The organism is Kaistia sp. UC242_56, from assembly GCF_044452255.1.
GTDB classification, from domain to species: Bacteria; Pseudomonadota; Alphaproteobacteria; order Rhizobiales; family Kaistiaceae; genus Kaistia; species Kaistia defluvii_A.
This window is the reverse complement of sequence record NZ_JBIOAN010000002.1, coordinates 972,070-998,731: the sequence shown is the minus strand read 5'-3', so window position 1 is coordinate 998,731 and position 26,662 is coordinate 972,070. Positions and strand designations below refer to the sequence as shown.

Here is a 26,662-nt window from a genome sequence, read left to right as displayed (position 1 = left end):
CCCGAACGGCATGCGGCGCATCTTCAAAAGACAGGCCATTGTCCTGTAAGGTCAAGCGGCTTCGTTCGCGCACGAGAATCATTCGAGCCGGGACGATGCTGTGGGGATGCGTAAACAGGACAGGAATGGACCCGCGAGCCCCGCCTCGCGCACGGAGTGTCCGTTCGACCTGCTGCCGCAAAGAATGGAGACGAGGGGAAATGAGAGCATCCTGCCTGCATGTCCCGCTTCTGCTTGCGGCCATGGCAGCTCCAGCGGCCGCGGCCGATCTGGCGCCGCAGCCGGTGGAAAATGTCGCCCCTGCGGAAGCCTGGCGTTTCCAGGCCACCCTCTATGGCTGGGCCGCCGGCGTCAGCGGCGATGTCGGCGTTCTGGGGCTGCCGCCCAAGAGCATCGACATCACGCCATGGGACGCCCTCGAGAACCTCCAGGGTGCGGTGATGGGGTCCTTCCTGGCCGAGTATGGCAACTGGATGATCCTGACCGACCTGATGTGGGTCAAGGTCGGCAGCGATGGCCCGATCGGCAGCAATGGCGGCCAGATCGACTTCGTGCAGAAGCAGCTGACGGCCTCGGGGCTGGTCGGCTACCGGCTGCCCCTCGACATACCCAATCTGCAGCTGAGCGCGACGGCGGGCTTCCGCTATCAGCATCTCAATGTCGACCTCGATTTCGATGCCGCCGATCCGCGATTTTCCTTCGATGTGGACCGGACCAAGCAATGGATCGACCCCACCGTCGGCCTGAGCCTGCATTATGATTTCAACGACCGCTGGTTCCTGAACGCGCTCGGCGATATCGGCGGCTTCGACGTTGGCTCCAACCTCACCGCACAGGGTTTCGCCGCTGTCGGCTACAACTGGACCAAGACGATCTCGACCGCACTCGGTTACCGTGTAATCTACACGGACTACGAGAAGGACGGATTCGTCTACGACACCACCCAGCAGGGCGTCTTCACCAGCCTCGGCGTGCATTTCTAGACAGATTTGATCCGCCAAACCGATTTCAGGAAGGGTTCAATCATGTTCTTCGTATCCCGGAATATGCCGGCAGCTTCACGCATGCGGACCGCGGCGCTCGGCGCCGGCTTCGCCGTCGCGGCATCGCTGCTGATGGCCTCCGGCGCCATGGCGCAGTCCGCGACCAAGGTCGGCACGCTGAAATGCGATGTTTCCGGAGGTGTTGGCCTGATCCTGGTCGAAAAGCAGACCATGACCTGCCAGTTCGTCCCCGCTCAGAACGCCGGCCCCACCAACAACTACACCGGCAAGATCGAAACCTTCGGCGTCGCGCTGGGCGGTGTCGAGCAGGGCCACCTGATCTGGGGCGTGATCACCCAGACGAACAATGCGCCCGCGGTCGGCGCCTTGGCCGGCAAGTATGTCGGCGCCAGCGCCGACGCGGCCTTCGGTCCTGGCCTCGGCGCCAATGTTCTCGTCGGCGGCTCGGGCGATGCGTTCGCGCTGCAGCCGATCTCGGTCGAAGGTGAAATCGGCATCAACATCGCCGCCGGCGTGACGCAGCTGACGCTCGTTTCCGCCCCCTGATACGGCCAAACGCTTGGTTGATACGGCGCGCGACAGGGTCGCGCGCCGTTTTGCTTGTGACGCCGGCCGGGGCGATGGCGACCTCGGGCCTCGCGATCGGTAGAAGTCCGAAAGCACGTGACATGAAGCGGCCCCGTGTGGCCCGGTCGACGCTTCACCGAGACAGACGAGCCGTGTAACAGTAGCGTCAGGATGCCGGAATAGAGTGCTGGCGGATCCGGGATGCTTGCGGGGGCTCTGTGTCGTCAGTTGCGTGTTTTCTTTCCAGGGCCGTCCTGCTCCTCGGACTGACACTGAGCCTTGCCGCCTGCGCATCGCGACCCCAAGGGGTGCTGGCGCCCGTCAAGGCCAATACCGCCGCGGCGCAGAAGGTCGACCTGCTGGTGGCCACCACCCGCGCGCCGGCGGCAGAGCCCGGCGTCTATTTCAACGGCGAGCGCGGGCCGGATCTCTCGCTCAGCAATATCGTCGTCTCGATCCCCGACCAGCGCCCGGTCGGCAGCATCCAGTGGCCGAGCCGCGTGCCAGGCGACCCGTCGCGCGATTTCGTCACCACCAAGGTGACGCCAATGCAGCCGGACCAGGCCAAGGCCTGGTTCAAGCGCACCGCCGGCAAGCCGAAGCGGGTGCTGATCTTCGTGCATGGCTTCAACACGCAATTCGCCGACAGCGTCTTCCGCTTCGCGCAGATCGTGCATGACACCGATGCCAATGTCGCGCCGATCCTGTTCTCGTGGCCGTCGCGCGGCAGCGTCTTCGACTATAATTACGACCGCGAAAGCGCCAATTATTCCCGCAGCGAACTGGCCTCGGTCATCCTCGCCGCCGCCAACAGCCCGGCTGTTTCCGACGTCACGATCATGGCCCATTCGATGGGCGGCTGGCTTGCCGTCGAGTCGCTGCGCCAGATCGCGTTGCAGCAGGGGCGCGTGCCCGCCAAGGTCTCGAACCTCATCCTCGCCTCGCCGGATCTCGACATCGACGTCTTCCGCAAGCAGGTGCTGGAGATGGGCCCCAAGCGCCCGCACATAACCCTGTTCGTATCGCAGAACGACCGGGCGCTGCGCCTGTCGCGCCTGCTTTCCGGCCGGATGACGCGGCTCGGCGCCGTCGACATTACGCGCGAACCCTACCTGTCGCAGATGGAATCGGCGACCAACATCACCGTGCTCGATTTGACGGCGCTGCAGAATGGCGACCGGCTCAACCACAGCAAGTTCGCCACCAGCCCGGAGGTCGTGCAGCTGATGGGCGACCGCCTGATCCAGGGTCAATCGGTGACGGATTCGGCTCTCGGCAGCGCGGGCGGCCTCGGCGCCACGACCCTGGGCGCCGGCCAGGTACTCGGTTCTGCCGCGGGCGCCGTCCTGACGGCCCCGATCCTGATCTTCGAGAGCGCCGGGCGGAAATAGGCGTTCTAAGCAGGAGGCGCTCGCACCGGCGCAACGCTCCTGACGGGCGTCCGGGCACACCCTATTTCACCTCTCGCTGAGAAGTCCTTCACGCAACCAATTTGAAAAGCGAGCCCCGCTCATCGGGCGTCATCCCAGCGAAGGCCGGGATCCAGACGCGCAGCACTGGGGTGGCGAGGCTGGCCACCACACTTGCATTGGCTCGTGTCTATGGGCCCCGGCTCCGCCGGGGCGACGAGCCTTCGTGGAAGCTTCCTGCATGGCTGCGCTAGCAGGGCGCCACACATCCCCGAGCAGGATGGAGACGATACAATTTCCGACGGGAGCCCCCCAAAACGCAAAAGGCCGCGGAATACCGCGGCCTCCTGCAATTCGTCGTCCTGACGGGCGTCAGGCGGCCGTGACAGCCGGCGTCGCGGCGACGGGGGGCTTCGGCGCCGGCTCGCCTTCCTTGCCGCGATAGAAGGTCACGTACAGCGTCGGCAGGAACACCAGCGTCAGCAGGGTTGCCACCAGCAGGCCGCCCATGATGGCGAAGGCCATCGGGCCCCAGAAGATCGTCGCCGCGATCGGGATCATGCCGAGGACGGTCGAGATCGCCGTCAGCATGATCGGCCGGAAACGCGAGACCGTTGCTTCCAGCACCGCATCCCAGATCGACAGGCCGCGCGCCCGTTCCGCCTCGATCTGCTCGATCAGGATCACCGCATTCTTGGCGATCAGGCCGAGCAGCGAGAGAATGCCGAGGATGGCGACGAAGCCGAGCGGCCTGTTGAACAGGAACAGGGCGCCGACCACGCCGATCAGGCCCATCGGCACGACGCAGAGCACGATGAACAGCCGGCCAAAACTCTGCAACTGCGCCATCAGGAACGAGACCATCAGGAACAGCATGATCGGCACGACCGCCATCACGGATTGCAGCGACTGCGCGCTCTCCTCGACGACACCGCCGACGGCGATGTTGTAGCCGGGCGGCAAGGTGGCCTGCAGCGCCTCGACGGAATCCGTCAGCTCGGCCACGACCGCCTCGGGCGACCCGCCCGGGCGAACATCCGACTGCACGGTCAGCGTGGGGACGCGGTCCCGGCGCCAGATCAGCGGATATTCCTGCCCGTAATCGAACGTAGCGAACTGGCTGAGCGGCACCGTGCGGCCGTTCGGCAGCGGCACCTGCAGCGTCTGCAAATTGGCGAGCGAGACACGCTGCTCGTCGGTAGCGCGCGCGATGACATCGACGAGGTAGATGTCGTCGCGAACCTGGGTGACCGTGGTTCCGGTCACCACCGCGTTCAGCGCGGAAGCCAGCGCCTGCGAGCTGAGCCCGAGCAGGCGCGCCTGGTCCTGGTCGATCTTGACGCGCACCATGCGCGCCGGCTCCATCCAGTCGAAGTTGACACGCTTGGTGTCGGGATTGGCCGAGACGATCTGGGCGAGGCGCATCGAGATATCGCGCACCTGGTCGACGTCCGGGCCGCTGACGCGATACTGCACCGGCCAGCCGACCGGGGGGCCGAGCTCGAGCGGGGCGACGCGCGAAACCGAGTCCGGGAACTGTTCCGCGAGCTTGGTCTCGAGACGCTCTTCCAGCCGCAGCCGCGCGTCGACGTCCTTGGCGATGACCACCGCCTGAGCGAAGAACTCGTTCGGCAGCTCGACATTGAGCGGCAGGTAGAAGCGGATGGCGCCACGGCCGATATAAGTGCTCCAGCGCTCGACGTCCGGGTCGTCCTTCATGATGGCGTCGAACCGGGCCGAGACGTCGCCGCTCTGATAGATCGACGTGTTCTGCGGCAGGCGCAGGTCGACCATCAGTTCGGTGCGGTCGGATGCCGGGAAGAACTGCCGCGGCACGTGAGGCAGCAGCAGAAGCGCGCCGACGAAGCAGGCGAGCGTCAGGCCGATCGTGATCCAGCGCATCCGCATCGCGGTGAGCAGGATCGAGCGGAAGACCCGCACGATGATGCTGACCTTGTTGGGATCGGGCTTGTCCTTCGGCGCCTTGAGCAGGACAGCGCCGATCAGCGGCGAGAAGATCACCGCGCCGAGCCAGGACACGACCAGCGCGATGCCGACGACGGCGAAAATCGAGAAGGTGTATTCGCCGGCGGAGGAACGCGCGAAGCCGATCGGCACGAAGCCGGCAGCGGTGACCAGCGTTCCGGTCAGCATGGCAAGGGCCAGCGTGCGGAACGTGTTCGCCGCCGCATCCTCCTTGGTCTCGCCGGCCGCCAGCCTCGATGTCATCGAGTCGACGGTCGTCATCGCGTCATCGACCAGCAGGCTGAGCGCGATGATCAGCGCGCCGAGCGAAATGCGCTGCAGGTCGATGCCGACGATGTTCATGACGGCGAACACCATGGCGAGCGAAATCGGGATCGCCAGCGCCACCACCGTGCCGGCACGGATGCCGAGGCTGACAAAACTCACCACCGCGATGATGGCGATCGCCTGCCAGAGCGAGGTGGTGAAATCGCCGATCGCCTCGTCGACGACGACGGCCTGGTCAGCCACCAGCGACGGCTGGACGCCGAGCGGCAGGTTTGTCGTGATCTCGGCCATCACGGTGCGGATGTTCTTGCCGAGCGCCAGGATATCGCCGCCATCGCGCATGGCGATGCCGAGGCCGATCGCCGGCTTGCCGTCGACGCGGAACTGCGGCTGCGGCGGGCTGGCATAGCCGCGCCGGACTTCGGCGATGTCGCGCAGGCGGATGAGCCGCCCATTCGAGACGACGTTGAGATCGAGCAGGTCCTGCTCGTTCTGGAAGGCGCCGGAAACGCGCAGCGAAATTCGCTCCTCGCCCGTCTCGAGCACGCCAGCGGGGCTGACGACGTTCTGCGCCCGCAGCGCATTCAGAAGCGCCTGACGGTCGATGCCCATGCCCGCGAGCTGCTTGGTCGAGAATTCGACGTAGATCTTCTCGTCCTGCGCGCCGATGATCTCGATCTGCGAGACATCCGGCACCTGCAGCAGGCGGGAGCGGGCCGCCTCGACATAGTCGCGCAGTTCGCGATGCGAGAAGCCATCGGCGGTAAAGCCGTAGATGATGCCGAAGGTGTCGCCGAAGCTGTCATTGAAGAACGGGCCGAGCACGCCGGAGGGCAAGGTCTGGCGGATGTCGCCAATGCCCTTGCGCACCTCGTACCAGACGTCGGGGACCTCGGCGGAGGTCACTTCCTGGCGCAGATTGACGAACAACGTCGTGCTGCCGGCGCTGGTCGACGAGCGGACGTCGTCGACCTCGGGGATTTCCTGGATCTTGCGTTCGAGCCGCTCGGTGACCTGGTTGAGCGTGTCCTCGATCGTCGCGCCGGGCCAGACCGCATGCACGATCATCGTCTTGATGGTGATCGGCGGGTCTTCGTTGCGGCCAAGGCTGATGAAGGAGGCGATGCCCGCCACCATCACCGCGATCATCCAGTAGACGATGAAGGAGCGATGGTTGAGCGACCAGGCAGAGAGGTTGAAGCCGCTCATTTGGCGGCCCCGAGCAGACGGACCTTCTGGCCCGGATGAAGCGCCTGGACGCCGGCCGTGACGACGATGTCTCCCGTATCGATGCCGCTGGAGACAATCACGGTCGCCGGATCGTGCCGGACGATCTCGATATTGCGCAGCGAAACGGTCGAGGCGACGGGGTCGACCACCCACACGGCCGGGTTCTGCTCGGCGGTCGTCAGCGCGCTCGCGGGAAGTGAAATCACGGGCACGGAATCCATAACCATGGTGCCGGTCACCGTCGAACCGAGGCGGAGGCCGGCGGGCGGGTTGTCGAGACCGACGCGGACGGGGAAATTACGGGTCTGCGCATTGGCCTGGGGCGCGATTTCGCGGACGCGGCCGACGGCCGAGACGGTGGGATCGTCGGTGAGGCGGACGCTGACCACCGGATCGCTCGGCGCCGTGCGCAGCATCTGGGCCGGCACGTCGAAGACGGCGTCGCGGCCATCCTGGCGCGCAAGCTGGACGATCATCTGCCCGGCCTGGACCACTTCGCCGGGCTCGGCGCCGCGAGCGGTGATCGTGCCGGAAACGTCGGCCTTCAGCTCGGTGAAGGCGACGCGATCACTGGCGATCTCGAGCTGGGCTTCGGTATTGTCGACCTGCGCCTGCGCGGTCTGCAGCGCCTGCTGCGCCTGGTCGAAATTCGCGCGGGTGGTGAAGCCGTTGCGGAGCAGATGCTCCTGGCGGCCAAAGGCGTTGCGCGCCTGGACCAGCTGGGCCTCGGCGGCGACGTTCGCCGCCTGCGCCGAGCGCAGCGCGTTCAGCTCGTTGACGGGATCCAGCCGGGCCAGAACCTGGCCGGCCTCGACACGGTCGCCGACATTCACCGGCCGCTCGATCATCCGGCCGCCGATGCGGAAGGCCATCGCGGCTTCGTTCTGCGCCTCGATCTGGCCGGTGAGGACCACCTTCTCGCCGGCCTTCTCGCGCGTGGCGATGACGGTTCTGACGGGACGAATTTCCGGAGCCTGGGTTTCGGCTTCCCTCTGGCAGGCCGCCAGAACGGGGGCCGCGACAAACAGGACAGCGGCGACGCGCATCAAGCCACGCACGCTCTTCCGACGATCGGCCGGTTTCGTCACGAGATACCCCCAAACCAAAAATGCCCGGGGATCCTGGCTCGGGCGAAATCGCACCTCGCAGCCACGCTTCACCCCGGAACCGACACGCCATCTGGCGCAAGATAAACTCTTGTCTGGAACGAGACCCGGAAGCAGTCAAGAGCGGAGCTCGACCTGCCACCGAGGCCCCTACCGGACCGCTCGCAGCCAGACACACGCGGCGGAACCTAGCGGCTCCGACCGGCAAAGGCATGAGCCCCGCGTCCCGGCCCTGTGCCGCGCATCCCAAACACCATCCCGATGGATGCAGCGCAACAGAGCGAACGGTTCACGCCGCCCAACGCTGTGACTTAGGCGCGGAGCCGCCGGAGCAGCTCGCCGAAATCCGTGCTCGCATCGCCGCTGCCGCTCATCCGCCGGATGGCGGACGCAATCGGCGCGCCGACGGCGGCGGCAAGGCGCGCTTCGCTGGGGCTGTGGCCGAATTCCTGCTTGAAGGCGCGGCTGAATCCCGACGCATCGCTGAAGCCCAGGCCCTCGGCGATCTGGATGATCGGGGTCTTGTTGGCGGGATCGGACAGGGCGGCATGGGCGGCCAGCAGGCGCTGCCGATGGACATAGCGAGCCACGCCGCCGAAGGGCTCGAACATCCGGTAGAGCCTGGAACGCGACACGCCGAGCGCCTGGCCGAGCTTGTCCGGCCCAAAGGTGACCGAGCGCAGGTTCTGCCCGACGATCACCCGCGCCCGCTCCATCAAGGTGGCGACGATCGCGTCCTGGGCGATCTCGATCCGGTCCAGCGACGGGCGGACGCAGGCTGCGATCATGGCGCGCGTCGCCTCGACCACGTTGGGCAGATCCTCGACCGCCACATCGGGCAATCGCTTTTCGAGACTGAGGAAATAGTCGCCAAGCAGGGCGCCGATCCCCCGATCCGCCACCGTATCGATCGCATGGTCGATGCCGCCCAGATTGCCGCCGAAGAGTTCCCGCGGCGCATAAAGCGTCAGCACGCTGGTATCCTTGGCGACGCCGTCGAAGGGCCTGCCCAGCGAGCGGAAGAAGAGCTGCCGGGGCTCGCCCGGACTGCCCGGCAAGGACGGCCCCGTGCCGTCATTCACCAGCACAAAGCACCAATGGTCGAGCGGGTTTTTCTTGACGTGCTGCCAGACGCGCGTCTGCCCGTCGGCCGGCAGGCGGGCCCGCGTCAGAGCGAAGCCGCCGACATCCCAGACGCGCTGTTCGGCGTCGAATCCGCCGTCGCGGTCGCCGGCAAGATCGAGATCGATGACCGGCGACATCAGGGCGCGCCACGCCTCGAACTGGCTGCGGACAGGCAGGGAACGGGTGCTGAAATTGAACGGCTCGATCCGCGTTGCGGGAGCTTCCAGGGGGACCGCCGACAGCGGTTCGGGAGCACTCTTCATCGCAGCCGTCGTTTCCGGGCCATGCGGACACCCCGCCGTTTGGGCTTTTGACTACCATTATAGGTTGCGCATGACAATGTTGTGGGCAATTATCGCAGTGCAGCATTACCCTTGGGGAAAGCGGGACAATTGTTTCCGTGATTTCCGCGTCCAGACCTGTCTCGGCGAGGCCCGATGTCCCGTGCACCGAAAAGCCCGAAGCGCTCCGCTTCCGCCCCTCTTCTGGTCGACCTCGCGCTGCAGGGTGGCGGTTCGCACGGCGCCTTCACCTGGGGCGTGCTGGAGCGCCTGCTCGAGGAACCCTCGCTGAAGATCGACGGCATTTCCGGGACATCGGCGGGTGCGATGAACGCCGCGGTACTGGCGGATGGCTATGCCGCCGGGGGCGCCGAAGGCGCGAAAGCCGCGCTCGAAGCCTTCTGGCGCGCCGTTTCGAAGTCGGCGCGCTTCAGCCCGTTCCAGCGCAGTCCGATCGACGTGCTGCTCGGCCGCTGGTCGCTCGACCATTCGCCCGCCTATGTCGCCGTCGACCTGATGTCGCGCGTCTTCTCGCCTTATGATCTGAACCCGAGCGGCAAGAACCCGCTGCAGGCCCTGCTCGTCGAGAGCATCGACTTCGAGCGGCTGGCGCGCTCGCCGGTCCGCCTGTTCATCACCGCCACCAATGTCTATACCGGGCGCGGCCGCATCTTCCGCAATCCCGAGATCACCGCCGACGTCCTGCTCGCCTCCGCCTGCCTGCCGACCATGTTCCAGGCCGTGGAGATCGACGGCGTCCCCTATTGGGACGGCGGCTATGCCGGCAACCCGACGATCACGCCGCTGGTGCGCGAAAGCGACGCCAGCGACACGATCCTGGTGCAGATCAATCCGCGCGAGAGGCTGGAAACGCCCAAGACGGCGCCAGAGATCATGAACCGTCTCAACGAGATCTCGTTCAACTCGCCGCTGATGAAGGAACTGCGCATGATCGCCCTGCTGCGCCAGGTTGCCGATCCCGGCAATGGCGAAGGCGCGCGCTGGGCCGGCATGCGGACGCACCGGATCATGACCGAGATGATGGTCGATCTCAGCGCCTCGTCGAAGCTGAATGCCGAATGGGCGTTCCTGTCGATGCTGCGCGCCGAAGGACATCGCGCCGCCAGCGCCTTTCTCGACGAGCATGGCGACGATCTCGGCCAGCGCTCGACCGCCGATCTCGACGTGCTGCTCGGGGAGTGCTGAGCGATGGGACTGCTTGGCATCCTTCTCGGCCTCGGCCTGCTGATCTGGCTGGCCTTCCGGGGCTGGAGCATCCTGCTGCTGGCGCCGATCGCCGCCTTGATCGCGGCGCTCTTTTCCGGGGAGCCGTTGCTGGCGCACTGGACACAGACCTTCATGGCGAGCGCCGCACAGTTCCTGGCGCAGTTCTTCCCGATCTTCCTGCTCGGCGCGCTGTTCGGCAAGCTGATGGAAGACAGCGGCTCCGTCACGGCAATCGCCAACACCATGGTCGAAAGGCTTGGCGAGCGGCGGGCGATCCTCGCGGTCGTATTGGCCGGCGCGCTCGTCACCTATGGCGGCGTCAGCCTGTTCGTCGCCTTCTTCGTGCTGGCGCCGATGGCGATCGCGCTGTTCCGGCGCGCCGCCATTCCGCGTCGCCTGATGCCGGCCGCCATCGCGCTCGGCACCTCGACCTTCACCATGTCCGCCCTGCCCGGCACGCCGGCGATCCAGAACGCCATCCCGATGCCGTTCTTCGGCACGACGCCCTTCGCCGCCCCCGGCCTCGGCATCATCGCCTCGGCGATCATGCTCGCCTTCGGCCTCTGGTGGCTCTCGCGCGCAGAGGCCCGGGCCCGCCGCGCGGGCGAGGGTTTTGGCGACATGCCGGAACCGGTGATGGACGAGGCGCTGATCCGCGAGCGGGCGACCGTCGCGCATGAGTTCGACCCGGCCGAGATCCACCATGGCGTTCCGAGCCCGAGCGCGCCGCCGATCTGGATCGCCGCCCTCCCGCTGGTGGTGGTGATCGTCGTCAACCTCGTCATGAGTTTCGTCGTGCTGCCCCGCCTCGACACGGCCTATCTCGCCGAACCGGCCTGGGGCTCCACCTCGATCACCGCGGTCGGCGGCGTCTGGTCGGTGATCGTGGCGCTGACCGCCGCCATCCTGACCCTGCTCGCCGTCAGCGGCCGTCGCCTGCCGACCCTGCGGGCCACCATCGACGCCGGAGCGAATGCGTCGGTCCTGCCGGCCTTCAGCGTCGCCAGCCTGGTCGGCTTCGGCGCCGTCGTCGCCGCCGTGCCGGCCTTCGAGCTGGTGCGCGACTGGGTGCTTTCGATCGATGGCGGCCCGCTGGTCTCGCTGGCGATCGCCACTAACATCCTATCGGCGCTGACCGGCTCGGCTTCCGGCGGCCTCACCATCGCGCTCGACGCGCTGGGCGGCACCTATATGAAGCTCGCCGCCGAACAGGGCATCGACCCGGCCCTGCTGCACCGCGTCGCCGTGATCGGCGCCGGCACGCTCGACAGCCTGCCGCATAACGGCGCGGTGGTGACCTTGCTCGCCGTCTGCGGCTCGACGCATGGCAAAAGCTATTTCGATATCGTCATGGTTGGTATCGTCGGTGCATTAATCGCTCTGGCGGCAGTGATTCTGCTCGGCTCCGCTTTCGGATCCTTCTGATACCCGTCAAAGATCGACCCGGGGGCCCGCGGAGGCTCGGCAGAACAGGTACAGACTGACGTGACGACCGTAGCAGTTCCCGGATTCCTGAGCCTGACGATCGCGATCGTCGTCTTCTTCGTCGGCACGGGCCTCAATCGCTGGATCGCACCGCTGCGGCGCTGGAACATACCGGAGGCGGTGACCGGCGGCCTTCTGGCGGCGCTTGCCACGCTGGTCGCCTATCGGGTTTTCGACACCAGCATCGCCTTCGATCTCGCCGCGCGCGACATGCTGCTGCTTTATTTCTTCACCGGGATCGGCCTCAACGCCCGGTTGGACGACCTGCTCTCCGGCGGCAAACCGCTGCTGGTTCTGCTGGCGCTGACGCTGATCTTCCTGGTCATCCAGAACCTGATCGCCGCCGGCAGCGTCGCGCTGCTCGGCCTTCCGGATGGCATCACCGTGCTGCTCGGCTCGGCCTCGCTGATCGGCGGCCACGGCACGACGATCGCCTGGGCGCCGATGATCGCCAAGCAGTTCGGCCTGCAGAATGCGATGGAAGTCGGCATCGCCGCGGCCACGCTGGGCCTCGTCGTCGCCAGCCTTGTCGGCGGCCCCGTCGCCAAGCTGCTGATCGCCCGTTACCACCTGAGCGGCCCCACCGGCAGCAAGCCGATGGTCGGCCTGCCGAAGAGCGCAGAGCAACCCGGCAAGGACGAGATCAGCCACATCAGCCTGCTGCGCACCATCCTGGTGCTGAACGTCGCGGTGCTGATCGGCTTCACGCTGGACGAGATCTTCACCGAGCTCGGCATCCGCCTGCCGCTCTTCGTCGCCTGCCTGCTGGTGGCAATCGTCCTGACCAACACCATTCCGCGCGTGCTGCCTCAAGTCGCCTGGCCGACGCGAACCCGCGCGCTGGCGCTGATTTCCGACCTGTCGCTGAACATCTTCCTGGCCATGTCGCTGATGAGCATGCAGCTCTGGACGCTGGGCGACCTCGGCCCGTCGCTGGTGCTCGTGCTCGGCATCCAGACGATCGCCGCCGTGCTCTACATGCTGTTCGTCGTCTTCCCGGCCATGGGCGGCAATTACGAAGCGGCGGTTCTTTCGGCCGGCTTCAGCGGCATCAGCCTCGGCGCCACGCCGACGGCGATCGCCAACATGACGGCCGTCACCAAGGTGCATGGCGCGGCGCCGATGGCCTTCATCATCCTGCCGCTGGTCTCGGCGTTCTTCATCGACATCGCCAATGCCTTCGTGATCGGCTTCTTCCTGCGCTGACAGCGCACTATCCCGGGCCGATCGCCGGAGTGAGACGATCGGCCCGTGTCGCCGCTACGGCGGCGACACGGTTCCTTGATCCGGCCTCGGCGGCATCAGAGCCTCGATCCGCTCGACCACGTAGGGAAAGAACGGATTCGACGAAATCCGCATCAGCGTATCCAGACCGACGATCAACGTCCCGCGTTCGCCGCGCGAGGCGATGTCCCCGAGATGAATGCCAAAATCATCCGCAGGGTCGGGATTGGTCCCGTAGAGCCCGTCCTCGACGGGAAACGGCAACGCGACATGCGACAGCGAGTAGATGTCGGGGGGATAGACGAGATTGAGCGCCTGCTTCTGCTGCACCGTCTGGCCGGGCTCCATGACCCGCGCCTCGACCAGATCGCCATCGGGCGCCGCGTTGGTGATCACATCCATCCGGTAGCGGCGCGGCGCCGCCGGCAGGATACGCTCGACCGCCGTCTCAGCGGCCGGGCTCAGCAGCGGCCCGAGATCGGCGTTTCGATTGATGTCGAACAAGACCAGCTCGCTGCCGTTCTCGGGCAGATTCCCATAGAGCATGGACACGACGGCGGGCGCGCTGACGGTAAAATCGACGATCGACTGGAAGGTCAGCACCGGCGCCAGATCGGCGAGCCGGTTGTCGCGAGCGAGCCGGGTAATCCGATCCTGCAGGGCCGCGGTCAACTCGTAGGACTGGCGAGCCGCGTTGACGGGAAACGAATTGTATTTGAACGGATTGAATTCCGGCATCAGACCCAGCCAGGCCGTCTTGGCGAAGGCAGGGAAGATGGACGGTAGACCGGCGAGGCCGGCGAAGCGGGCGAAGCGCGTGACACCGACCATCGGCGAGAACAGCACCAGTTGGTCCGGCCGGGCAAGGGCCGGATTGTCGAGCGCATCCAGCGCATAGAGCAGTGCCAGCGCGCCGCCATTCGAATAGCCAACGAGATGCAGCGGCTTCTCACCGCCGGCCAGTCGCCGCGCCTCGCGCACCGCGAGGCGGGTCGCCGCCAGCCACTGTTCCCAATGAACGGTCGTCAGCCCGGCCGGAACCGTTCCGTGCCCGGGTACGCGCAAGCCAACCGCGACGAAGCCCTTATCCCGGTAGAGCTTCGCGATATGGCGAAGGCTGTAGGGGGAATCGGTCAATCCGTGCAGCAGCACCACCGCGCCGACTGGTGGCCCCTCCGGCGTCAATATGAAGGACCGGTTCCAGTCCGTCTGGAAGTGTGGCGGATAGAGCGGGCTGCCGTCAAAATAGCGATTGGCCCGGAGCTGCTGGGCCGGCTTCAGCTTGTCCGTCACATGGGTCCGAACGTCCTCGAACGCCGCCTGCTCTGCCTTGAGATAATCCTCCCAGGTGGCCCCATCCAGTTGCTTCACCGAGAGTTCATGCGGCGCATGTTTGTGCCAGAGCTGCAAGGGCGGGCCGCGCAGCACATCGACGACCCGGGCGGCGAGCAGCGTCAGCGCGATCACGACAAGGATGACCGTTGCGCGCTTTAGATAGCGCAGAAACCGGCGGGTCATGGAGCGGGATGTCTCCGAGAAAGGCAGCATCGAGATGACGTCCGCATGGCAGCGCGGCAATGCGGGCGGTCCATCTTCAATGAGCGACAATCAAGACCGACGCAACCACGGATCGCAGTGCGCCGACCCGCCGGGACAGAGTGTTTTCCGTTGCCGATAGTCCCGCCTAGTAGTCGACCGCGTCGCGGATGATCGGGCAGGTCATGCAATGGCCGCCGCCCCGGCCGCGGCCGAGTTCGGCGCCGGTGATGGTGACGACCTCGATGCCTTCCTTGCGCAGCAGCGTATTGGTGTAGGTGTTGCGGTCATAGGCGAAGACGACGCCGGGCGAGGCGCAGACGAGGTTGGCGCCGGAATCCCATTGCGTGCGCTCGCGCATATAGGCGTTGCCGCCGGTCTCGACCACGCGCATTTTCTTCAGGCCGAGAGAGTCCCGCACCGTCTCGACGAAAGTACCCTTGTCCTTGGAAAGCTCGAGGCCGCCCTTGCCCTCCGGCCGATACGAAAAGGCCTCGATGCCATTGACGATATCGGGATACAGCAGCACGCAATCGCGGTCGGCGAAGGTGAAGACGGTATCGAGATGCATGGCCGCACGCAGCTTCGGCATGGCGGCGACGATGACACGCTCGGCGGCGCCCTTGTCGAAGAGGGCCTGCGCGACCTGGCTGATCGCCTGGCGCGAGGTGCGCTCGCTCATGCCGATCAGCACATTGCCCTTGCCGATCGGCATGACGTCGCCGCCCTCGAAGGTGGCGAGGCCGTGGTCCTCGGTCGGATCGCCCCACCACACATTCACCTTGCCGGCGAAGTCCGGATGGAATTTGTAGATCGCAGTGGTGAGGATCGGCTCCTCGTGCCGCGCCGGCCAATAGAGCGCGTTCAGCGTCACGCCGCCATAGATCCAGCAGCTGGTGTCACGGGTATAGAGCGTGTTCGGCAGCGGCGGCAGGAGATATTCATTGGCGCCGGCCGCGTCGCGCACGAGCGCCATCATCTCGCCGCCCAGCGTCTCCGGGAATTCCTCGGTCGATAGCCCGCCGATCAGCGTCTCGGCCAACGCGCGCGGCGCCAGTCCTTCGAGATAGGAGCGCACCTCGTCGACGAGGCCGAGACCGACCTGGTTCGGCACGACCTGGTTGTCGAGGATCCATTTCTTCGCCTCGGGAATCGCGACCGTCTCGGCGAGCAGATTGTGCATCTCCAACACTTCGACGCCGCGATCGCGCATCTTGGTCATGAAGTCGAAGTGGTCGCGCTTGGCATTGTCGACCCACAGCACATCGTCGAACAGCAGGTCGTCGCAATTGCTGGGCGTCAGGCGCTGATGCGCGCGGCCGGGGGCGCAGACCAGCACCTTGCGAAGCTGGCCGACTTCCGAATGGACACCGAACGGGGTTTCATTCGCCATGATGTGACTGCCTTTCCATTCAGGGTGTGATGGTGCCGCTCAGCAGGCCGTAGGCGCCGATCAGGCCGGCAACCAGGGTGACGGCGAAGACGATGAGCTCGGTGGAGGTAAACAGCCGCGCGTTCTGCTCGCGGCGGGCCCAGACGTAGAGAATGGTGCCGGGCACGAAGAGGACGGCGACAAGCAGCACATATTTGAGGCCCGCGGCCACGAACATGACCAGCGTGTAGAAGACGGCGATCCAGGCGAATATCTGGTCGCGGCGACGCTCCTCCGGAGTGGTCTCATAGCCTTCGCCGCGGCGCGCCAGCAGCACGCCATAGCCTGCCACAAGCAGATAGGGCAGCAGCGCCGTGACGCTGGTCATGTCGAGCATGAAGTTGAAGGCGTCGCGCGACCAGTAGGTCGAGATGACGAACAGCGACACGACGATGTTGGTCAGCCACAGCGCGTTAGCGGGAACGCGGTTGCCGTTCTGGGCGGCGAAGAGTTTTGGCATGTCCTTCGATTTGGCCGCGGCGAACAGCACCTCGGCGCAGATCAGCGACCAAGCGAGATAGGCGCCCAGCACCGAGATCAGGACGCCGATCGAAATGAACACCGCGCCCCAATGGCCGACCACCAGTTCCAGCGCCCCGGCCAGCGACGGGTTGCTGACGCCGGCGATCGCGGCGCGCGGCTGGGTGGCATAGGGCAGCAAGGTAATGGCCACCATCAGGCCGGTCACGCCGACGAAGCCCAGAATCGTCGCGGTGCCGACATCGGCGCGGGTCTTGGCGAAGCGCGAATAGACGCTGGCGCCTTCGATGCCGAGGAAGACGAACACGGTGATCAGCATGGTGTCGCGCACCTGGGCGACCAGCGTCTTCTCCGGCATGCCGACGCCGCCGAAGAAGTTCTCAGCGAACTGGTGGTAGTTGAAGGCAAACAGGAAGGCGAGGATCGCGACAAGAATCGGCACGATCTTCGCTACGGTCACGACCGTGTTGATGAAGGCCGCCTGCTCAACGCCGCGCAGGATCATGAAATGGAACAGCCAGATGCCGGCGAGCGACACGATGATCGCCGTCGGCGAACTGCCGTCGCCGAAGATTTCCGGAAAGAAGCGGCCCAGGGTCGAGCCGATCAGCACCCAGTAGAAGACGTTGCCGAGGCAGCTGCCGAGCCAATAGCCGAAGGCCGACAGGAAGCCCATATAATCGCCAAAGCCTGCCTTGGCATAAGCAAACACGCCGGAATCAATATCCGGCCGCTTCTCGGCCAGGGCCTGGAACACCCGCGCCAGCATGTACATGCCGGTGCCCGCGATGGCCCAGGCGATGATCGCGCCGAACGGTCCGGTCGCCGCGCCAAAGCGCCCCGGCAGGTTGAAGATGCCCGCCCCGACCATGGAGCCGACGACCATGGCGGTCAACGCCCCGAGAGACAACTTTCCAGCCGTCGTCGACGCCATCGTCTTCCCTCCCCGGTTTCCAAGACGTAGAGACTTTATGCCCGCTTCCCGACAGGGAGGCATGAGCGAGGAATCCCAAGTCTAGCCGTGCCGTTCCATTCTTCCGGCATCTTGTGATTACGCTAGGGAATATACCTGCCGCGACCGTCCGACAATGGCGGCGCCCAAGTGATGGCCAGCGGAATGCCATGCCCGCCTTGGAATCCCGAAGTAAAGAGACGCAGGACGCAGGCCAGAAGTCTCTGGGATCGCGCTGCGCCATGGCGTGAAAATTGCTTCGGATATCCCGCAGCCCGCTTGAACGTCCCGCCTGGCTGCGGCGCATCCCAGCCCGGAATTTGCATGCCCTTCGATCTCGTCCTGCGCAACGCCCGCCTGCCCGAACGCGGTCCGGAACCCGTCGATATCGGCGTTCTCGAAGGCAGGATCGCGGCGATCGGGGCCCGCCTCGGCCCGGCCCTGCGGAGCGAGGATGCGCAGGGACGGCTGGTCCTGCCTGGCTTCGTCGACAGCCACATCCATCTCGACAAGTCCTGCATCCTCGATCGCTGCACAGCGGAAGGAGCGCTCTCGGAGGCGATCGCCGAAGTGGCGCGGCTGAAGCGCGACTTCAGCGAAGACGACGTCTATGCCCGCGCCGAGGCGACGCTGGTGAAGGCGATCCTGCAGGGCACGATGCGGATCCGCACCCATGTCGAGATCGACCCGCGCATCGGCCTTCGCTCGTTCAAGGCGTTGAAGCGGCTGCAGCGCGACTATGCCTGGGCGGTCGATCTCGAACTCTGCGTCTTTCCGCAGGAAGGGCTGCTGAACGATCCCGGCACCGAGGAACTGCTTGTCGAAGCTTGCAAAGGGGGAGCGGAACTGATCGGCGGCTGCCCCTATACCGACAGCGATCCGGTCGCCCATGTCGACCGGATCTTCGCGATCGCCGGCCGCTTCGACCTCGATATCGACTTCCACCTCGATTTCGACCTCGACCCGAGCTGGATGCATCTCGACGCGGTCATTGCCGCCACGGAGCGGACGGGCTGGGCAGGCCGCGTCGCCGTCGGCCATGTGACCAAGCTTTCCGCACTGCCGCCGGACGCGCTGACCGCCATCGGCAACCGGCTCGCGGCGGCCGGCATCGCCGTCACCGTGTTGCCGGCTACCGATCTGTTCCTGATGGGGCGAAAGCAGGATCACAACGTGCCGCGCGGCGTCGCCCCGGCGCATCGGCTGGCCGAGCTCGGCGTCACCTGCTCGCTCGCCACCAACAACGTCCTGAACCCATTCACACCCTTTGGCGACGGCTCGCTGAACCGCATCGCCAATCTCTATGCCAATGTCGCGCAGCTCGGCCGCAAGGCGGAGATGCTCTGCTGCCTCGACATGGTGACGGCGAGCGCGGCCCGGCTGATGCGCTGCGCCGATTACGGCATCGACATCGGCAAGGCCGCCGATTTCGTCATCATGGATGCGACCGACTCCGCCTACGCGGTCGCCGAGATCGCGCAGCCGCTGATGGGCTTCAAGCGCGGCATCCAGACGTTCGAGCGCGCCGCCGCCCGCCTGATCCGTCCCTGACGATCTCCATCCAACGCCCGGCCGCATTGACAAGGCCGGCGGGGTCCTGTCCGATCCGCTCCGGATTGGACAGAGAGGCTGGCGTGGTCGGAGAAGTGCGTCTGGGAACAATGGCGACCGTGGCGATGGTCGTCGTGCTGGCGAGCCTCGGACTGGTCGATGCCCTCGACCGCTTCGGCGCATGGCCGGTGCTGCCGGCGCTGTTTCCGCTCGTGCCGCTGGCCATCGCCGCCGCCGTCGCGATCGCCATGCGGTCGCTCGATTTCAACGACATCCTGCGTGGCGGCAACATCCAGTCTTCCAGCATGGGCTGGGCGCTGGGCGGCGCGGCTCTTTCCACCGTAGTGCTGGTCGCAAGCCCCGTCGCGACCGCGCTGGGCGGCGGACGCGGCGTGGTGCTGATCGCCGCCTTCGTCGTCGGCCTTGCGCTCGCGAGCCTGGTCGTCGCGCCCGCCATGCGATCGGCGCGGACCACGACGCTGGCCGAGGCGATCGGCCTGCGGTTCGGCGCTCCGACGCGCACCATCGCGGCCGTCGCCGTCGTGCTGACGTTGCTGCCGCTGCTCGCCGCCGAGACTGCGCTGGCCGGCACCGTCGCGGCGCGCATGCTCGGCCTGTCGCCGCGGCTCGCCGAAGACATCATCCTGGGCCTTGCGGCCATCGCCTGTATCGCCGGCGGCCTGCGCGCGGCGATCGCGCTCGCCGCCGTGCTCGGCCCGGTGGTGGCGCTCTCCTATCTGGTGCCCGTGGCGGCCGTGTCGCTGGGCGAAACCTGGCTGCCCATGCCCTGGATCGGGCTGGTCGAACCGGACACGCTGACGACGGCCACCCGGATCCCTGACGTCGTCATCCTCGCCTTTTCGGTTTCGCTGGTGGCCGGCGTCGCGGTGATGCCCACCCTGCTCTTCCCGGCCTGGACGACCGCCAGACGACCTCCGGCCCGCCGGCATGTGCTTTGGGGCGTCGCCTTCGCGGCCATCATTCTGCTGGCGGCGCCGAGCTATGCCGTCTATGGCCGCCTCGCCGGCATCGACGCGGCGAGCGATCCGCTCGGCCTCGTCGTCAGCTTCCCCGATCGCGTCGGTCTTTCCGCCATGCCGGCCGTGCTGCTGATCGGCGGGCTCATATCGGCCGCGCTGATCACCATCGCCATGGCGCTGGCGACCGCCGCGACGACGCTGGGCCACGACCTCTATGGCGGGTTCATCGAGCGCCGGGCGCCGGCCGGACGGCGGATCTTCATCACCCGCCTCGGCATGATCCTCCTCGGGCTGGCGATCCTCGGCCTCAACCGCCTATCGATCGGCAGCGTCGCCATGCTGGCCGGCCTGTCTTTGTCGATCGCGGCCGCCAGCCTCGCGCCGGTCCTGCTGCTCGGCTGGCGCCTGCCCGCCACGTCCCCGGCCGCGACTTTCGCTGCCATCGCGGTCGGGCTGTGGCTGACGGTCGCCAACGTGCTTCTCGCCCGCTTCGCGCCCGAATTTTCCAGCGCCTATCTCGGCATGGGCACGGTCACGCCGACCGTACTGGGCCCGACCGGCTGGTTCGGCCTGCCGGTCGGGCTTTCCGGACTGATCGGGCTTTGCTGCGGACTGGCGACCTTGCTCGCCGTCTCGCTGCTGCCGCGGGTGCAATGGCCGCTGCTGTGGTTGCGCGTTCGCTATACAGCACGACGGCTGAAGCGAAAGCTTGCCGCCGCCCGCCCCAGGCGAGCCCCCGCGCCCGTCGTCGTGCCGCCAGCGGCGCCCGTCGCGGAGGCCGCTGCCGAACCCGTGGCGGCGGAGACCGCGCCGGAAACCGAACCCAAGCCCGAACCCGGGACAGAGGTCGCCGCGCCGGCGGCCGCTGTTCCGATGTTCGGCCCGTTCCCCGAATTCGTCGGCCCGACGGAGCCCGGCGCGCCCCACCCGATCCGTCGCCTTCCTGGAGTTTGACATGCCGCCTGATTCATCCGCGCAGAGCCGCCTGCAGCTGTTTCCCGCCATCGAGCCCTATGCGGCCCACCGCCTCAAGGTGTCGGATCTGCACGAGATCCATGTCGAGGAATGCGGCAATCCGCAGGGCAAGCCGGTGCTGATGGTGCATGGAGGCCCGGGCGCCGGCTGCGGCCCCAACATGCGGCGCTATCACGATCCCGCCGCCTATCGGATCATCCTGTTCGACCAGCGCGGCTGCGGCCGCTCGACGCCACATGCGGAACTGCGCGAGAACACGACCTGGGATCTGGTCGCCGACATGGAGCGGATCCGGACCCATCTCGGCATCGAGCGCTGGCAGCTGCTGGGCGGTTCCTGGGGCTCCTGCCTGGCGCTCGCCTATGCCGAGACCCATCCCGAGCGGGTGAGCGAACTGGTGCTGCGCGGCATCTTCACCCTGCGCCAGCGCGAACTGCTCTGGTTCTACCAGGAAGGCGCGTCCTGGCTATTGCCGGAGGCTTTCGAGATCTACCGGGCGCCGATCCCGAAAGACGAGCGCCACGACATGATCGGCGCCTATCACCGGCGCCTGACCTCGGGCGACGAAGCCTCGCAGATCAAGGTGGCGCGCAACTGGGCGATGTGGGAGGGCAATGCGCTGTCGCTCCTGCCGGACCCGCTGCGCGTCTCGGCCTTCGGCTCGCCCTATTACGCGCTCGCATTCGCGCGCATCGAGGCGCACTACTTCGTCAACAAGGGCTTCTTCGAGCGCGACGACTACCTCCTGGCGAATGCCGGAGGGATCGCCGATATTCCGGGCGTCATCGTGCACGGACGCTATGACCTCTGCACGCCGGCGGCGATCGCCTGGGATCTGGCGAAGGTGTGGCCGAAGGCGGATCTGCACATCGTGCCGGATGCCGGCCACGCCATGTCGGAGCCTGGCAACATCCACGAACTGGTCGCAGCGACCGAGCGCTTCAAGACAGGCTGATGCGATCGCGGCGGCGGCTCAGCTCTTGTCGCCGTCCGCCTCGCGCTTCATCTCGCGCACCATGCCGAAGAAGCGGCTCATCAGCTCCTCGCTGAAGTTCAGCGCCTTGTCGAGTTCGGGATCCCCCGTGGGCGCGACGGCGCGCGTGTTGGCGCGTCCCTCGACATCCTCGAGCCGGGCGCGCAGATCGGCAACCTCGTGCTCGAGTTCCGTGACCTGGGCACTGAGCGCGACGGCGGGATCAGGTCGGGACAGAACGTCCTCGGGAATGGCGGCGCAGGTCCAGACGGAGCCGCTCCCGGCATCCCCGCGCCGGCAGTGCGATACCGTGCCGGTTTCCGTGTCGAGGCGGACGAAGCCGCCTTCGGCGGGAACCATGGTGTAGCGCCCGGGGCGGGCGACATCGGCGGCAGCCGGTGGCAGCGGCGAGGCCGTCGGCGTCTCGGCAAGGGCCGAGCCCGATATCGGCATGACCGCCAGTCCGAACAGGATCAGTCCGGCACGCCAGGCGGTGAACAAGATCCGCATCGGCTTCCTCCCTCTGATTGGCCCCCGAAGCATGCTAGCACGGAGAACCCATCGGGCGAACCCGGCATGGCTCGTCGGAATGCCAAGGCCGGTGCCCGCGGGAGGAGATTTCCGGGCACCGACCTCGGTGGCGCGCCGAAAAGCGGCGCAGCCAGCCAACCTCGTTCCGGCGCCTTAGGCGGCGCCGGCTTCCTTCTGGCGCAGCAGACCGGCGACGACGTCGACGGTGCGGCGCAATTCGTCGAGCGCCTGCTCGATGTCGACCTTCTGGCGCTCCAGAACGTCGATCTGTTCGTTGAACTTGCGCAGCGCCAGGCGCATCTGCAGAACCTGGCCGTCCTTCAGATCATAGAGATCGAGCATCTCCTTGATCTCGGTCAGCGAGAAGCCGACCTTCTTGCCCATCAGCACCAGCTTGAGGCGCGAACGGTCGCGGCGCGAATAGATCCGGTTCAGCCCTTCCCGGCGGGGGTTCAGGAGGGCCTTGTCCTCATAGAAACGCAGCGTGCGAAGCGTTACGTCGAATTCGCGAGACAGATCACCAATGGTGAAGGTGGTCTGCTTGTTGCCATCAGAGGCACCGGCACCATCGATGTCGTCGCGGGAAATTCCCGCAAGTTGGGCCATGCTCATCTTGTCATCCTTATTCTTGATCGTCGCGAAAAACGGCGGGCCAACGGGCAGCCCGTCGAAATGCGTTCCCCAGTCATGCAGGTGTCGCAGCGTCAGGTAAAGCGCTTTAGCGTCACCTAACGGAAATCTCTTTCCTGATAACTGTTAAGTGGGGCTTCAAAAGCGACGGTTTACGGCGAGAAGGGGAGCAATTCGGGGGAAAACCGTTAAGCCTCCTTACCGAAGCGTTGCCCATGGCGCAGAGGGTTAACGCGTTGTTTACCATGTTGCGGCCAATCTTCGTGAACACGCGGGAGTGGGAATCACGCGTCGCTGCAGCCGAATGCGACGGCACGGAGCGCGGCGAGACGATGAAACGGGGACGATGCCGCTGATAACGGGCATCCGGGGGTTGGACGTCATGAAAACTGGCAGCAGGTCGGGTTATGGAGCGAACCGTTCGGGCCCGGACGTGCCGCCGCGTTCCGCGGCCGACCTCCCGCGACGCTCCGAGCCCGATGGCGCCGAACGCCTGGCTGCCCTCTCCGCCCTCGTCGACAGCCTCTCCCAGCAGATCGAAGTGATCGAAGGCACCTCGGCGCGCCAGCCGATCCGGCACGCGACCCAGCGGCCGGCCGCGCCCGCGCCGACCCCCGCTCCAGCCAAGGCCGCCGAGCCCGATCCCCGCATCTCGCTTGAAGGCCGCTTCGACGCCCTCGGCCGCCAGCTCGACGAACGCCAGTCCGAACGGCTGAGCGGGATCGAGACACGGCTCGCCGGCATCGCATCCCAGCTGGCCGCGGCCAAGGCGGCCGCCGCTCCGGCGCAGAACCCCGCCTTCCGTGCCCTCCCGATAGAGGAGCCGGCCCGCCCGCGGGAAACGCTGACCAGCCTGCAGGCGGCGATCGCCGAGATCTCCAGCCGCCAGAAGGCGATCGATCACGAGATCAGCGCGCCGGCGAACCAGTTCGACGCCATTGCCATCGAGGACGCCATCGCGGCGCTGCGCGACGACATCGCGCTGCTCGGCCGCCGCGTCAGCGCCGAATCGCGCCGCCATGACGAAGCCGCCCAGACGCTGAAGAACGAACTGGCCGCCCGCATCGAGGCCCTGAGCGGCGCCCGGGCGGCGCCGGAAACCGACGCCATCGCCCAGTTGCGCCAGGACCTCGCCGAGATCCGCCAGTCGCTGGACCTCGCGGCGCGCGAGACGACCCTCGCCAGCATCGAATCCGGCTATGGCCACATCATCGAGCGGCTGGACGACATCGTACGCCGCGAGCCCGAGACCGAACGCTTCGACCGGCTGGCGCGCGAGATCGCGCAGCTGGCCAACTCGATCGAGTCCGTCGCGCCATCGCGCGAGGTCGAGACCGAGCTTGAGGATATCCGCAATGCGGTCGCCTCGCTGTCGATTTCCCGCTCCGACGCGGTCAGCGCCGCCGTCGAGCGGCAGATTTCCGGCCTGCATGCCGCGATCGACACGCTGGCCGCCCGGCCCGCGCCTCCCGTCGACCTTTCCGGCATCGAGCGCGAGATCGACGCGCTGCGCCGCGACATGGACGGCTTTTCGCGCGGTGCCGATCCGCTGGCCCTGATCCGGCTGGAAAAGCAGATCGCCGGCATCCGCTCGACGATCGACGAGATCGACCCGCGTCCCGTGGGCCTCGATTCCACCGCGCTGTCGCGGCTCGAAGACCGGATTGACGCGCTGGCCGGCCGCTTTGACGCGCTCGCCGAACTGCCGACGCTGCGGGCGCCCGCCGCTCCCGACGCGCTGGACGGGCTGCGCTCGGAAATCACGCAGCTGCGCGAGGATTTTGCCCTGCCGACGCGGTTCGACGCCATCGAAGAGCAGATGCAGGCCCTGGTTCGCCGGCTCGACGCAACGACGCGCCAGGACGACAACCAACAGCTGGCGCAGCTCGAAGCGCAGGTCGGCGCTCTCGCCGAGCAGTTTTCCGCCGTTCCCGGCGTGCACGCGCTGGCCCGCGTCGAGGAAAACCTCGACCGGCTGCAGGACCTGCTCGGCAATACCCGGCAGGACACGATCGAAGCCGCCCGCGACGCGGCGCGCTCGACCTTCCGCGAATTCGCCAGCACCCTGCCCGCCCGCACCGACGACGCGTTGATCCAGGCGCTGCGCGAGGACATGCGCCAGTTGCAGCAGGCAGCCGAGCGCTCCGACCGGCAGACGCATGACACGCTGGAAGCCGTGCACAACACGCTCGCCAAGGTCGTCAGCCGCATCGCGCAGCTGGAGATCGACGAGGGAGCGGCATCCGGCGCCCTGACCGCGACGCGCGCCCCTTCGCCGCGCGAAACCGCTTCTTCGCTCGCCGATGGCCTGCCCGAGGCGGACCGCCCGCTGGCGCCGGGCTCCGGCCGCCCGGTGCTGCCACCCTTCGTCGAGCCCGAAGCGAGTATCGCCCGCACGCAGACCAGCGTCGCGCCGCAAACCACCCGCCCCGGCGACCGCAAGGCCGACTTCATCGCCGCCGCGCGCCGTGCTGCCCAGGCAGCGCAGGCCGAGTCCGCCGAAGCCGTCGCCGAAGACCATGAGGCCCGCCCGAGCACGCTGGCGCGGATCGGCGATGCCCTGCGCTCGCGCCGCCGCCCGATCGTGCTGGCGATCGCCGCCATCGTTCTGGCGATCGGCGCGATGCAGCTGACGCCGCCGCTCTCGCGCCAGGCCCAGAAGCCCGCCACCGACCCGGTCGCCACCGGCTCGATCCCGGCCACGCCGATGCGCGACGTCACGCCGCCGCCGGCCGCGGCCCCGCAGCCCAACGCCATGGTCGCGCCCTCGACCGACGGCACCAGCGCGCTCGCTTTCACGCCGCCCGAAGCGGGCGACAGCGAGATCGCGGCCCTGGCGACCGACCCGCCGCCGGCGACCAGCTTCAGCGCCATTCCCGACCTCGCCGAGGATGGCTCGGCCCTGCAGACCGCGGCCGCCAAGGGCGATCCCATCGCCGCCTTCGAGGTTGCCCGTCGCCTTGCCGAGGGCAGCAACGGCACGCCGCAGGACCCGCGTCTCGCCGCCGACTGGTACGAGCGCTCCGCCAAGGCCGGCTTCGCCATGGCGCAATACCGCATCGGCAGCCTGTATGAGCGCGGCGAAGGCGTGCCGCGCGACCTGTCGCTCGCGCAGTCCTGGTATGCCAAGGCGAGCGAGAAGGGCAATGCCCGCGCCACGCACAATCTGGCCGTCCTGCTCAGCGAGGGCGCCACGGCTGAGCCCGACTACGTCCGCGCGGCGCAATATTTCACCCAGGCCGCCAATCTGAATGTCGCCGACAGCCAGTATAATCTGGGCGTGCTCTATGCCCGCGGCCTCGGCGTCGACGTTGACCTGGTGCAATCCTACAAATGGTTCGCGCTGGCGGCCCAGCAGGGCGACCGCGATGCCGGCAAGCGCCGCGACGAGGTCGCCAAGGCGATGAAGCCCGACGCGCTGGCCGCCGCCCGCGCTGCCGTGCAGACCTTCAAGCCGAAGCCGCTCGACACCACCGCCAATTCGGAACCCGCGATCAAGCCGGAATGGAAGCAGACCACCGCGCGGACGTCCCTGCGCGACACCAAGCCCGGCGTCCCGACGCGCGGCTAGCGGAACCAACGGCTGGCGCGTTCGCCGCTGCCGCCGGAACAGGCGTTGACAGGGCTGGCCCAAGCGGCTTTATCGGCCCGGTCGGCGATCGCGTCATGATTTCGTCAGCGATGCCGCCTATGGCCTTGCCGGGCTGATGC

General features: G+C 67.0%; 18 protein-coding genes. 10 read left to right on the top strand and 8 right to left on the bottom strand.

The genetic code is table 11. The annotated features are described in order from the left end of the window. Window positions 1-200 precede the first annotated feature (200 nt). From ACHMWQ_RS07370 to ACHMWQ_RS07360, 3 genes are all read left to right on the top strand, one after another. Window positions 201-983 (top strand): outer membrane protein, encoded by a 783-nt coding sequence (locus ACHMWQ_RS07370; RefSeq protein WP_396306935.1) that lies wholly within the window; start codon window positions 201-203, stop codon window positions 981-983. Window positions 984-1,025: 42 nt separating this feature from the next. After that, window positions 1,026-1,550 (top strand): DUF992 domain-containing protein, encoded by a 525-nt coding sequence (locus ACHMWQ_RS07365; protein WP_396306934.1) that lies wholly within the window; start codon window positions 1,026-1,028, stop codon window positions 1,548-1,550. A 329-nt stretch (window positions 1,551-1,879) separates the two neighbouring features. Further along, a complete protein-coding gene (locus tag ACHMWQ_RS07360; RefSeq protein ID WP_396306933.1) occupies window positions 1,880-2,962 on the top strand; it encodes an alpha/beta hydrolase in 1,083 nt (360 codons plus the stop codon). 390 nt (window positions 2,963-3,352) lie between these two features. Here ACHMWQ_RS07360 and ACHMWQ_RS07355 read toward each other — a convergent pair whose 3' ends face one another. The 3 genes from ACHMWQ_RS07355 to ACHMWQ_RS07345 form a co-directional block, all read right to left on the bottom strand. Continuing rightward, the gene (locus ACHMWQ_RS07355) at window positions 3,353-6,442 is read right to left on the bottom strand and encodes an efflux RND transporter permease subunit (protein WP_396306932.1); all 3,090 of its coding nucleotides are present in this window, start codon (window positions 6,440-6,442) and stop codon (window positions 3,353-3,355) included. Further along, the gene (locus ACHMWQ_RS07350) at window positions 6,439-7,521 is read right to left on the bottom strand and encodes an efflux RND transporter periplasmic adaptor subunit (protein ID WP_396306931.1); all 1,083 of its coding nucleotides are present in this window, start codon (window positions 7,519-7,521) and stop codon (window positions 6,439-6,441) included. Before ACHMWQ_RS07350 ends, ACHMWQ_RS07355 begins: the two co-directional genes overlap by 4 nt. A 359-nt stretch (window positions 7,522-7,880) precedes the next feature. Beyond that, window positions 7,881-8,957, bottom strand: coding sequence for a helix-turn-helix domain-containing protein (locus tag ACHMWQ_RS07345; RefSeq protein WP_396306930.1), 1,077 nt, complete (start codon window positions 8,955-8,957; stop codon window positions 7,881-7,883). Window positions 8,958-9,131: 174 nt separating this feature from the next. Between ACHMWQ_RS07345 and ACHMWQ_RS07340 the strand changes: the two genes are divergently transcribed. From ACHMWQ_RS07340 to gltS, 3 genes are read left to right on the top strand one after another with little or no spacing between them, the layout of a single operon-like run. Further along, window positions 9,132-10,181: a patatin-like phospholipase family protein gene (locus ACHMWQ_RS07340; protein WP_396306929.1), complete on the top strand. Its 1,050-nt coding sequence runs from the start codon at window positions 9,132-9,134 to the stop codon at window positions 10,179-10,181. Between the two features lie 3 nt (window positions 10,182-10,184). Continuing rightward, the gene (locus tag ACHMWQ_RS07335; protein WP_396306928.1) at window positions 10,185-11,627 is read left to right on the top strand and encodes a GntP family permease; all 1,443 of its coding nucleotides are present in this window, start codon (window positions 10,185-10,187) and stop codon (window positions 11,625-11,627) included. Window positions 11,628-11,687: 60 nt separating this feature from the next. After that, window positions 11,688-12,893, top strand: coding sequence for a sodium/glutamate symporter (gene gltS, locus ACHMWQ_RS07330; RefSeq protein WP_396306927.1), 1,206 nt, complete (start codon window positions 11,688-11,690; stop codon window positions 12,891-12,893). Between the two features lie 54 nt (window positions 12,894-12,947). Here gltS and ACHMWQ_RS07325 read toward each other — a convergent pair whose 3' ends face one another. From ACHMWQ_RS07325 to ACHMWQ_RS07315, 3 genes are all read right to left on the bottom strand, one after another. Beyond that, window positions 12,948-14,429 carry an alpha/beta hydrolase gene (locus ACHMWQ_RS07325; protein WP_396306926.1) on the bottom strand — a complete coding sequence of 494 codons (1,482 nt, stop codon included), beginning with the start codon at window positions 14,427-14,429 and terminating at the stop codon, window positions 12,948-12,950. Between the two features lie 166 nt (window positions 14,430-14,595). Beyond that, window positions 14,596-15,840, bottom strand: coding sequence for an arginine deiminase (gene arcA, locus ACHMWQ_RS07320; RefSeq protein ID WP_396306925.1), 1,245 nt, complete (start codon window positions 15,838-15,840; stop codon window positions 14,596-14,598). 19 nt (window positions 15,841-15,859) lie between these two features. After that, window positions 15,860-17,293, bottom strand: a complete 1,434-nt coding sequence (locus ACHMWQ_RS07315; RefSeq protein ID WP_354551946.1) for a basic amino acid/polyamine antiporter — start codon at window positions 17,291-17,293, stop codon at window positions 15,860-15,862. A gap of 342 nt (window positions 17,294-17,635) precedes the next feature. Here ACHMWQ_RS07315 and ACHMWQ_RS07310 point away from each other — a divergent pair, with 342 nt between their 5' ends. The 3 genes from ACHMWQ_RS07310 to pip all read left to right on the top strand — a co-directional run bounded on the left by ACHMWQ_RS07310 (window position 17,636) and on the right by pip (window position 21,772). Next, window positions 17,636-18,862: an amidohydrolase family protein gene (locus ACHMWQ_RS07310; RefSeq protein WP_396306924.1), complete on the top strand. Its 1,227-nt coding sequence runs from the start codon at window positions 17,636-17,638 to the stop codon at window positions 18,860-18,862. A gap of 95 nt (window positions 18,863-18,957) precedes the next feature. Next, on the top strand, window positions 18,958-20,796 hold the full coding sequence (locus ACHMWQ_RS07305) for a hypothetical protein (protein ID WP_396306923.1): 1,839 nt from the start codon (window positions 18,958-18,960) through the stop codon (window positions 20,794-20,796). Between the two features lies 1 nt (window position 20,797). Next, a complete protein-coding gene (gene pip, locus ACHMWQ_RS07300; protein ID WP_396306922.1) occupies window positions 20,798-21,772 on the top strand; it encodes a prolyl aminopeptidase in 975 nt (324 codons plus the stop codon). 18 nt (window positions 21,773-21,790) lie between these two features. Here pip and ACHMWQ_RS07295 read toward each other — a convergent pair whose 3' ends face one another. Beyond that, window positions 21,791-22,300: a hypothetical protein gene (locus ACHMWQ_RS07295; RefSeq protein WP_396306921.1), complete on the bottom strand. Its 510-nt coding sequence runs from the start codon at window positions 22,298-22,300 to the stop codon at window positions 21,791-21,793. Window positions 22,301-22,474: 174 nt separating this feature from the next. Continuing rightward, window positions 22,475-22,933 (bottom strand): MerR family DNA-binding transcriptional regulator, encoded by a 459-nt coding sequence (locus tag ACHMWQ_RS07290; protein WP_266330781.1) that lies wholly within the window; start codon window positions 22,931-22,933, stop codon window positions 22,475-22,477. A gap of 451 nt (window positions 22,934-23,384) precedes the next feature. Between ACHMWQ_RS07290 and ACHMWQ_RS07285 the strand changes: the two genes are divergently transcribed. Then, window positions 23,385-26,522 carry a hypothetical protein gene (locus tag ACHMWQ_RS07285; RefSeq protein ID WP_396306920.1) on the top strand — a complete coding sequence of 1,046 codons (3,138 nt, stop codon included), beginning with the start codon at window positions 23,385-23,387 and terminating at the stop codon, window positions 26,520-26,522. Window positions 26,523-26,662: the final 140 nt, after the last annotated feature.

Excerpts from the sequence above, each read along its gene's own strand:
- ACHMWQ_RS07355 (WP_396306932.1), bottom strand. The coding sequence starts at position 6,442 with ATGAGCGGCTTCAACCTCTCTGCCTGGTCGCTCAACCATCGCTCCTTC.
- ACHMWQ_RS07345 (WP_396306930.1), bottom strand. The coding sequence starts at position 8,957 with ATGAAGAGTGCTCCCGAACCGCTGTCGGCGGTCCCCCTGGAAGCTCCC.
- ACHMWQ_RS07310 (WP_396306924.1), top strand. The coding sequence starts at position 17,636 with ATGCCCTTCGATCTCGTCCTGCGCAACGCCCGCCTGCCCGAACGCGGT.
- ACHMWQ_RS07340 (WP_396306929.1), top strand. The coding sequence starts at position 9,132 with ATGTCCCGTGCACCGAAAAGCCCGAAGCGCTCCGCTTCCGCCCCTCTT.
- ACHMWQ_RS07365 (WP_396306934.1), top strand. The coding sequence starts at position 1,026 with ATGTTCTTCGTATCCCGGAATATGCCGGCAGCTTCACGCATGCGGACC.
- pip (WP_396306922.1), top strand. The coding sequence starts at position 20,798 with ATGCCGCCTGATTCATCCGCGCAGAGCCGCCTGCAGCTGTTTCCCGCC.
- ACHMWQ_RS07295 (WP_396306921.1), bottom strand. The coding sequence starts at position 22,300 with ATGCGGATCTTGTTCACCGCCTGGCGTGCCGGACTGATCCTGTTCGGA.
- ACHMWQ_RS07370 (WP_396306935.1), top strand. The coding sequence starts at position 201 with ATGAGAGCATCCTGCCTGCATGTCCCGCTTCTGCTTGCGGCCATGGCA.
- ACHMWQ_RS07335 (WP_396306928.1), top strand. The coding sequence starts at position 10,185 with ATGGGACTGCTTGGCATCCTTCTCGGCCTCGGCCTGCTGATCTGGCTG.
- arcA (WP_396306925.1), bottom strand. The coding sequence starts at position 15,840 with ATGGCGAATGAAACCCCGTTCGGTGTCCATTCGGAAGTCGGCCAGCTT.
- ACHMWQ_RS07315 (WP_354551946.1), bottom strand. The coding sequence starts at position 17,293 with ATGGCGTCGACGACGGCTGGAAAGTTGTCTCTCGGGGCGTTGACCGCC.
- ACHMWQ_RS07325 (WP_396306926.1), bottom strand. The coding sequence starts at position 14,429 with ATGACCCGCCGGTTTCTGCGCTATCTAAAGCGCGCAACGGTCATCCTT.
- ACHMWQ_RS07290 (WP_266330781.1), bottom strand. The coding sequence starts at position 22,933 with ATGAGCATGGCCCAACTTGCGGGAATTTCCCGCGACGACATCGATGGT.